At 65.8% G+C, this 6,336-nt stretch carries 6 protein-coding genes and 1 pseudogene; 1 reads left to right on the plus strand and 6 read right to left on the minus strand.

Annotated features, from left to right (window positions below):
- Window positions 1–97 precede the first annotated feature (97 nt).
- The 5 genes from KM295_RS09915 to KM295_RS09935 all read right to left on the minus strand — a co-directional run bounded on the left by KM295_RS09915 (window position 98) and on the right by KM295_RS09935 (window position 4,776).
- Window positions 98–820: a GNAT family N-acetyltransferase gene (locus tag KM295_RS09915; RefSeq protein WP_256029793.1), complete on the minus strand. Its 723-nt coding sequence runs from the start codon at window positions 818–820 to the stop codon at window positions 98–100.
- A 154-nt stretch (window positions 821–974) separates the two neighbouring features.
- On the minus strand, window positions 975–1,595 hold the full coding sequence (locus KM295_RS09920; protein ID WP_256029794.1) for a metal-dependent hydrolase: 621 nt from the start codon (window positions 1,593–1,595) through the stop codon (window positions 975–977).
- 69 nt (window positions 1,596–1,664) lie between these two features.
- Window positions 1,665–2,720, minus strand: coding sequence for a phosphotransferase family protein (locus KM295_RS09925; protein ID WP_256029795.1), 1,056 nt, complete (start codon window positions 2,718–2,720; stop codon window positions 1,665–1,667).
- Complete coding sequence (locus tag KM295_RS09930) at window positions 2,717–3,916, minus strand: CaiB/BaiF CoA transferase family protein (protein ID WP_256029796.1); 1,200 nt, start codon at window positions 3,914–3,916, stop codon at window positions 2,717–2,719. The genes KM295_RS09925 and KM295_RS09930 overlap by 4 nt, the downstream gene beginning before the upstream one ends.
- Before the next feature lie 167 nt (window positions 3,917–4,083).
- A complete protein-coding gene (locus KM295_RS09935) occupies window positions 4,084–4,776 on the minus strand; it encodes a DUF1405 domain-containing protein (RefSeq protein WP_256029797.1) in 693 nt (230 codons plus the stop codon).
- A gap of 96 nt (window positions 4,777–4,872) precedes the next feature.
- On the opposite strand from KM295_RS09935, the gene pdxS reads away from it, so the two are divergent.
- A complete protein-coding gene (gene pdxS / locus KM295_RS09940; RefSeq protein ID WP_256029798.1) occupies window positions 4,873–5,778 on the plus strand; it encodes a pyridoxal 5'-phosphate synthase lyase subunit PdxS in 906 nt (301 codons plus the stop codon).
- Between the two features lie 70 nt (window positions 5,779–5,848).
- Here pdxS and KM295_RS09945 read toward each other — a convergent pair.
- Window positions 5,849–6,336, minus strand: a pseudogene (locus KM295_RS09945) (DNA primase); the annotation flags it as partial.

Below are 6,336 nucleotides of genomic sequence, written 5' to 3' on the forward strand. Positions count from 1 at the left end.
TTTCCGGGACGGGGAATAAAACGGTTGCACCGACTCACTGCGCGAAACGGGACGCTGACGCCGGTAGAAACGGTTTCAGCCGGTGTACTCCGCACTCCTACATATACGCCGCGTCCCACCGGGTCGGCTTCAATTGGTTGCCACACTCCTCACACGAGAGCCGCCCCATGGTGTCCATCGACGTAATGAGTGTCTCACAGGAGCCACAGAAGTAGCTATAGCGGTTCTCGGCCGCTTCATCGGTATAGACCGTATAGAACGGTCCCTGGGAGCCGCGCTCGGACTCGCCCCGGTCGATGTAGAGTTCACGGTCGTCGACGACGATCGGCTGGAGTTCGATGTCGGTCTCGTCGACGTAGATGTTCTCGACGAAGGCCGTCCCGTCGATCTCGACGGTCCCCTCGCCCACCTTCGTGAGCCCGCGGTTCTGCCAGAACCGATTGCCCTCGGAGTTCATCGTCAAAACGAGCCCGCGGACGGTCTCGGCGCCGGCGTCCTCGAGGCGTTCGCGTGTCTCTTCGTAGAGCCGGTGGCCGATCCCCTCACCACGGTACATCGCAGCGACGTGGAGCCAGTGGATGTCCCCACGCTCGTCGACGAGCGCGCTCTCGGAGAAGGCGATCGCCTCGTCGTCCTCTTCGACGAGGAGCAAAAGAACCTCGTCGTCTTCGAGTTTGTCCCGAAAGCTGTCCGGCCCGTACCACTGTCTGATCGCGCTCTCGATGACGCTCGGGCTCAGCGAGTACGATGCCTCCATCGACCGCAGCGCGATCGAGCGGACGGCCGGACCGTCGTCAGACGTGGCTTCACGGATCTCCATATCTACTGTTTTCACGCCGGCCGTAATAAAACCGGACGGGGAATGCAAAAACTGAAGGATAGTCCACCCCCGCTCGAACCCTTTCGTCGACGGTTCGACCCCTCGATCGCCCGGGTGGCCGGCCGCTGTTCGGCGTCGGCCCGGAGGCGTCCGCTTATCGTCCAGCCGTCGATTCCGTCCGGTACCGCTCGGGGACGTACGAGGCGAGCCGATCCGGAACCTTGCCGAACACGATCGGAGCGAGCTCTGCGAGGTGTCGTCGGAGCAAGGTATACGTCGCGGCGACGGCGATCGCGGCGACGACGACGGCGACGAACGCCCCCTCGACGAGGAAAAAAAGCGGGAGCGCGACGGCCGTCGAGATCGCCAGATCGCCGACCGACCCGTCGTAGGCGACCAGTCGACGCGGTTCGACCCACTCGCCGTCGACGTGGTCGTAGACCGCCCGCTCGGAGTTGCCCTCCCACGGCCGGAGTTCGAGCCCGCTCCCGTAGACGTCCATCCGGCAGTGGGCGGCCGCCGCCGCGAGCCCGACCGCGAGCCCGACGGTCGCCGGCGAGGGGGCCGCGAACGCCGAAACTGCCGCCGGAACGACCGCGATCGGGTACAGCGTCGGGAAATGCAGCGTCCGTCGGTGCCCCGAGTACAGATCCAGATCCGGAAAAACCCCGCCCACGAGCCCGGCGAGAAGCGCGGCCGGGGCGAACTCGGGGACCGAAAGCGCGACCGGGAGCCCGAGCGCCATCCCGACCAGCGCGTGTGTGGGCAGCATCATAGATGCGTTCGTAGGCGACCCGGTGTTATAAACTCCCCGTCGGTCTTTATAAGCTCGGCCGCTCGGCCGCTACACCGTCCGTTCGCCGTCGATGATCGCCTTCGCCCGCCGGGTGACCCCGGGGACGATCTCTCTCATTCCCGGGTAGAGCGGGTCGTCGCTGTCGCCGTTCAAATACCGGGCGTAGAACATCTCACACGCGGCCGCGAGCATGTAATGTCCCAAAACGGTATAAAAATCTAACTCGACGACCTCGATTCCGGACTGCCGTTCGTACCGTTCGAGGAGTTCGCCCCGATCCGGGTAGCCCGGACGCCCGAGGAACGTCGGCATGAGACCTTCGATCAGCGGGTCGGGGTCCCAGAAACAGCACAGCCAGCCGATATCCCTGAGCGGGTCCCCGAGCGTCCCCAGTTCCCAGTCCATGACGGCGATTAATTCCGGGTCGGGGTTCGGCCCGTACAGTACGTTATCGAGCTTGTAATCGCCGTGGACCAGGGTGTGTTCGTACGAGTCGGGAACGTTCGCTTCGAGCCACGAACCGATCTCCTCGATGTGGGGAACCGACCGTTCGTCGGCCGTCGTCTCGGCGGCCCACTCGAACTGCTCGCCCCAGCGGTCGATCTGTCGATCGAGAAAGCCCTCCGGTCGGCCGAGATCGCCGAGCCCGACGGCCTCGTAGTCCACCGTGTGGATCGCCGCGAGCGTGTCGATCAGCTCTTCGGATACCCGTCGTCTGCGGTCCACAGCGGCGAACCGTTCGGGCTCGTCGGTCCGGATGACGGTCCCCTCGAGCCGCTCGGTGAGGTAGAACTCGCTTCCGATGATCGAGGTGTCTTCGCAGGCCGCGACCGGCGTCGGCGTCGGGACGGCCGTCCCCTCGAGGGCGTCGATGATCCGATACTCCCGTATCACGTCGTGGGCCGTCCGGGCCGTCTCGCCGGCCGGCGGCCGGCGCAAGACGAGTCGGCTGTCGCCCCATTCGACGAACAGCGTCTCGTTGGAGTGGCCCTCGCCGAGGTGTTCGATCCCGTAGCTATCGCCCGGCCCGAGCGTCGCCGTCAGATACTCCCGGAGGGCCCGTTCGTCGACGAGCTGATCGGCGTACGTCTCCCCGTCGGTCATATCACGTCGTCGGCTTCGAGTTCGTCCAGCCGCTCTTCGGAGAGTACCCGCGAGAGCACCGCCTCGGTGTGTTCGCCGAACCCCGGCGCCGGCGAGCGCATGTCGTCGATTCCCTCGGAGGATTTCGCCGGAAAGCCGACGTAGGAGAAGGTCCCGGTGCCGTCTTCGTTCTCCCCCTTGTCGGCCCCATCGAGGGCCATCTCTTCGACCATCCCCCGGGATCTGAGCTGGGGGTGCTCGAACACCTCGTCGAACTCGTTGACCGGCGCGAACATCGTCCCCTCCGAGAGGTACTCATCCCACTCCGCCTGGGTTCGTCGTTCGAACTCCGACTGTAGCTCCCGGCGGGCGTACTCGGCCTCCTCGCCGGTCGCGAACCGGTACTCCGAGAGGTCCTCCCGATCGAGCTCCGAGAGGAGTCGTTCCCAGAACTTCTCTTCGCGCGCGGCGACCGTGACGTGCTTTCCGTCTTTCGTCCGGTAGACGTCGTAACAGGGCGCCTCCATCGCCGCCGGCGAGCGTTCGGATTCGGGGATCTCCTCGCCCATGAACGCCCGCCAGCTCTGTCCGGTCGCAAACGACGTGACGACGTCGGTCATCGAGACGTCGAGGTACTGGCCGCCGTTGCCGGCCTCCCGATCGAGCAGCGCCGAGACGATGATGAAGGCGCTGAAGAGCCCGCCGGCTTTGTCGCCGATCTGGTAGGCGGGGATCGCGGGGAACGTCCCGTCCTTCGAGACGGTCTCCCCGAGGAGCCCGGCCACGCCGACGTAGTTGAGGTCGTGGCCGACCCGGTCGCCGTAGGGGCCGTCCTGGCCGTACCCCGACAGCGAGCAGTAGACGATCTCCTCGTTCACCGCCCGGACGTCCTCGTAGCCGATCCCGAGCCGGTCGACGACGCCCGGCCGGAACTGCTCGAATACGGCGTCGGCCTCGGCGGCCAACTCGAGGAACGCCTCCCGGCCGGCTTCCGCCTTCAGATCGAGCTTGACGCTTTTTTTGTTCCGGTTGACCGAGTGAAACATCGCCCCCGCGTCGGTCCCCTCGACTTCGGGTTCGAGCCAGCGGGCGTAATCGCCACGCGTGGGCTCTTCGATCTTGACGACCTCCGCACCCATATCGGCCAGCAGCATCGTCCCGTACGGCCCCGGCAGCAGCCACGTCAGATCCAGTACGGTGTAGTCTTCGAGGTTCATCGCTTCAGGTTTCGGATCGAGGCTGACGGTACGTCCCCGCCGGCCGGGACGGGTCGACTGACGGCGAAGCGGGGCGTACGATCGACGGCGGTGAAACGTTCCGACATACGCCGAGATATCGCCGATCCCGCTAATAAGTATTGGGCGGCGGGAGGGCGGCCGGCTCTCTATCTCCGCCGCGCGCGCTCGATTTCGATCCGCGTCGAAAGCGCCAGATACAGCGCCAAAACCAGGAGGAGCACCGCCCCGGCGGCCGCGACGCCCAGGGCGTCCGCACCCAGGAACATCGGCTGATCTCGCGGCGTCGGCAGGAAGGTGTGATGCAGTTCCCCGCGAATCGGCACGAAGTAATCGACGGTCGTATCGATCGCGTACCAAAGCGTCGCGACGCCGACCGCCCGGGGGTCGAACCCGCCGATCCGGTGGAGGACAAACGCCTGTAGCACCATCGCGGCATGGCTCCAGATGAGGAACTGCCGCATGGGTTCGCCCAGGTAACCGAACTGCTCGTAGAAGGCGAGATGCACCCAGACGGTCCACCCGCCGAGGACGATGTTCCCGAAGAACGCGAGAGCGGTGAGCCACCCCTGGGGTCGCCCGAGTTTCCAGCTCGCGAGCGCCAGGGCGATAAACAGCGTCGCGATCGGGCTGTCGGGGACGAAGGGCCACATCCCGGGGGGCGTCCGGGCGAGCTGAAATCCGTAATAGTAGAAGCCGAACGCCGTCCCGAGGAGGTTGACCGCGACGATCGGCCAGACGAGATTGAGCGCGAGGTTCTCGATCGGTTCGGGCAGCGGCGCGACGTATCGGGGGAGGTCCTCGCGGGGGACGTCGGACTCGAAGAACCCACGGAAATCCATACACCATCCTCTCACTCGGTGAATAAAAACACGGCGTGACGGCAACGAGGGTACGGAACGACACGGGTTAAGTGGGTCGGGCACCAACAGAGACGTATGAGTAAGACGGATCTCGAGGAACTCAAGCGAGGGACGGACCTCGTCAAGCGTGGCTTCGCGAAGATGCAGAAGGGCGGCGTTATCATGGACGTCGTCACGCGCGAGCAGGCCCGTATCGCCGAGGACGCGGGCGCAGTCGCCGTCATGTCGCTGGAGGCGGTCCCGGCCGACATCCGGAAACGCGGCGGCGTCGCCCGGATGGCCGACCCCGGTGAACTCGAGGAGATCATCGACGAAGTCTCGATCCCGGTGATGGGGAAAGCCCGGATCGGCCACACCGCCGAGGCCCAGATCCTCGAGGCGACCGGCGCCGACATGATCGACGAAAGCGAGGTGCTGACGACGGCCGACGAACGGTACCACATCGACAAACGGGAGTTCACGTCGCCGTTCGTCTGTGGAGCCCGGAACCTCGCCGAGGCGCTGCGCCGCATCGACGAGGGCGCGGCGATGATCCGAACGAAGGGCGAGGCCGGCACGGGCGACGTCAACCAGGCCGTTACTCACCAGCGGAACATCCAACGCGCGATCCGAAAGCTCGACGGGATGAGCCGCGAGGAGCGCGACGAGTGGGCCCGCGAGCACGGCGCTCCCCGACATCTGGTCCACGAGACCGCCGAGATGGGCCGGCTCCCGGTCGTCAATTTCGCCGCCGGCGGTATCGCCACCCCCGCCGACGCCGCCCTCATGATGCAGTTGGGCTGTGACGGCATCTTCGTCGGCTCGGGTATCTTCGGCGCCGAGAACCCCCAGGCGATGGGCGAGGCGGTCGTCGCGGCGGTCAACAACTACGACGACCCCGATGAACTGAAAGAGATCGCCAAATCGCCCGGCAAGGGCATGAAGGGTCAGGCCAACGAGACGATGCCGGAAGAGGAGAAGCTGCAGGACCGCGGCGTCTAAACGTTTCTCGACGAACCGATCCGACGATTTATTGTTTCCGCCGTGCCCGTAGCCGTCCGTCGAGTCCCGACTACCGGTTCCCGCTATTGCCGGGAGGACCGCCCCCGTTACCGCCGGCGTTGCTATTGCCGTTTCCGCCGGCGTTGCTCTCTTTGTGGCCGCCGTCCTCGGTGTCGGTGCCGCCGTCGCCGGCTTCGTCGCTTCCGTCCTCTCCGTCCTCTCCGTCCTCTCCGTTCCGGTCCCCGTCGCCGCCAGCATGGTCCGGCGGGCCGCGTCGGTCGTCGTCCTTCGGTCCGGCGTGATCCGGCGCGTTGCCCGGGTTGTTCTCCGTGACCCAGGAGGCGATCTCACGGCCGGTGCGGTTGTCGTCCTCCAGCGTGGCTTTGAACAGCTGGAGCTGTTGGCCGAACGGCAAGCTCTCGTCGATCGCGTCGATCCCTTCGACGGTGTCGGTGACCGTCTCCTCGGCGCCCTGATAGCTCGCCGTGACAGTCACTTCGACCGTCTCGTTGGGTGCGGGGAGTTCGACGGTGCCGTTCTCGTCGGTTTCGTACGCGT

Origin of the sequence: Natronomonas aquatica, from assembly GCF_024449025.1 — an archaeon.
GTDB classification, from domain to species: Archaea; Halobacteriota; Halobacteria; order Halobacteriales; family Haloarculaceae; genus Natronomonas; species Natronomonas aquatica.

Coding starts and splice junctions, on each gene's coding strand:
- KM295_RS09915 (WP_256029793.1), bottom strand. CDS start 820: ATGGAGATCCGTGAAGCCACGTCTGACGACGGTCCGGCCGTCCGCTCG.
- KM295_RS09920 (WP_256029794.1), bottom strand. CDS start 1,595: ATGATGCTGCCCACACACGCGCTGGTCGGGATGGCGCTCGGGCTCCCG.
- KM295_RS09925 (WP_256029795.1), bottom strand. CDS start 2,720: ATGACCGACGGGGAGACGTACGCCGATCAGCTCGTCGACGAACGGGCC.
- KM295_RS09930 (WP_256029796.1), bottom strand. CDS start 3,916: ATGAACCTCGAAGACTACACCGTACTGGATCTGACGTGGCTGCTGCCG.
- KM295_RS09935 (WP_256029797.1), bottom strand. CDS start 4,776: ATGGATTTCCGTGGGTTCTTCGAGTCCGACGTCCCCCGCGAGGACCTC.
- pdxS (WP_256029798.1), top strand. CDS start 4,873: ATGAGTAAGACGGATCTCGAGGAACTCAAGCGAGGGACGGACCTCGTC.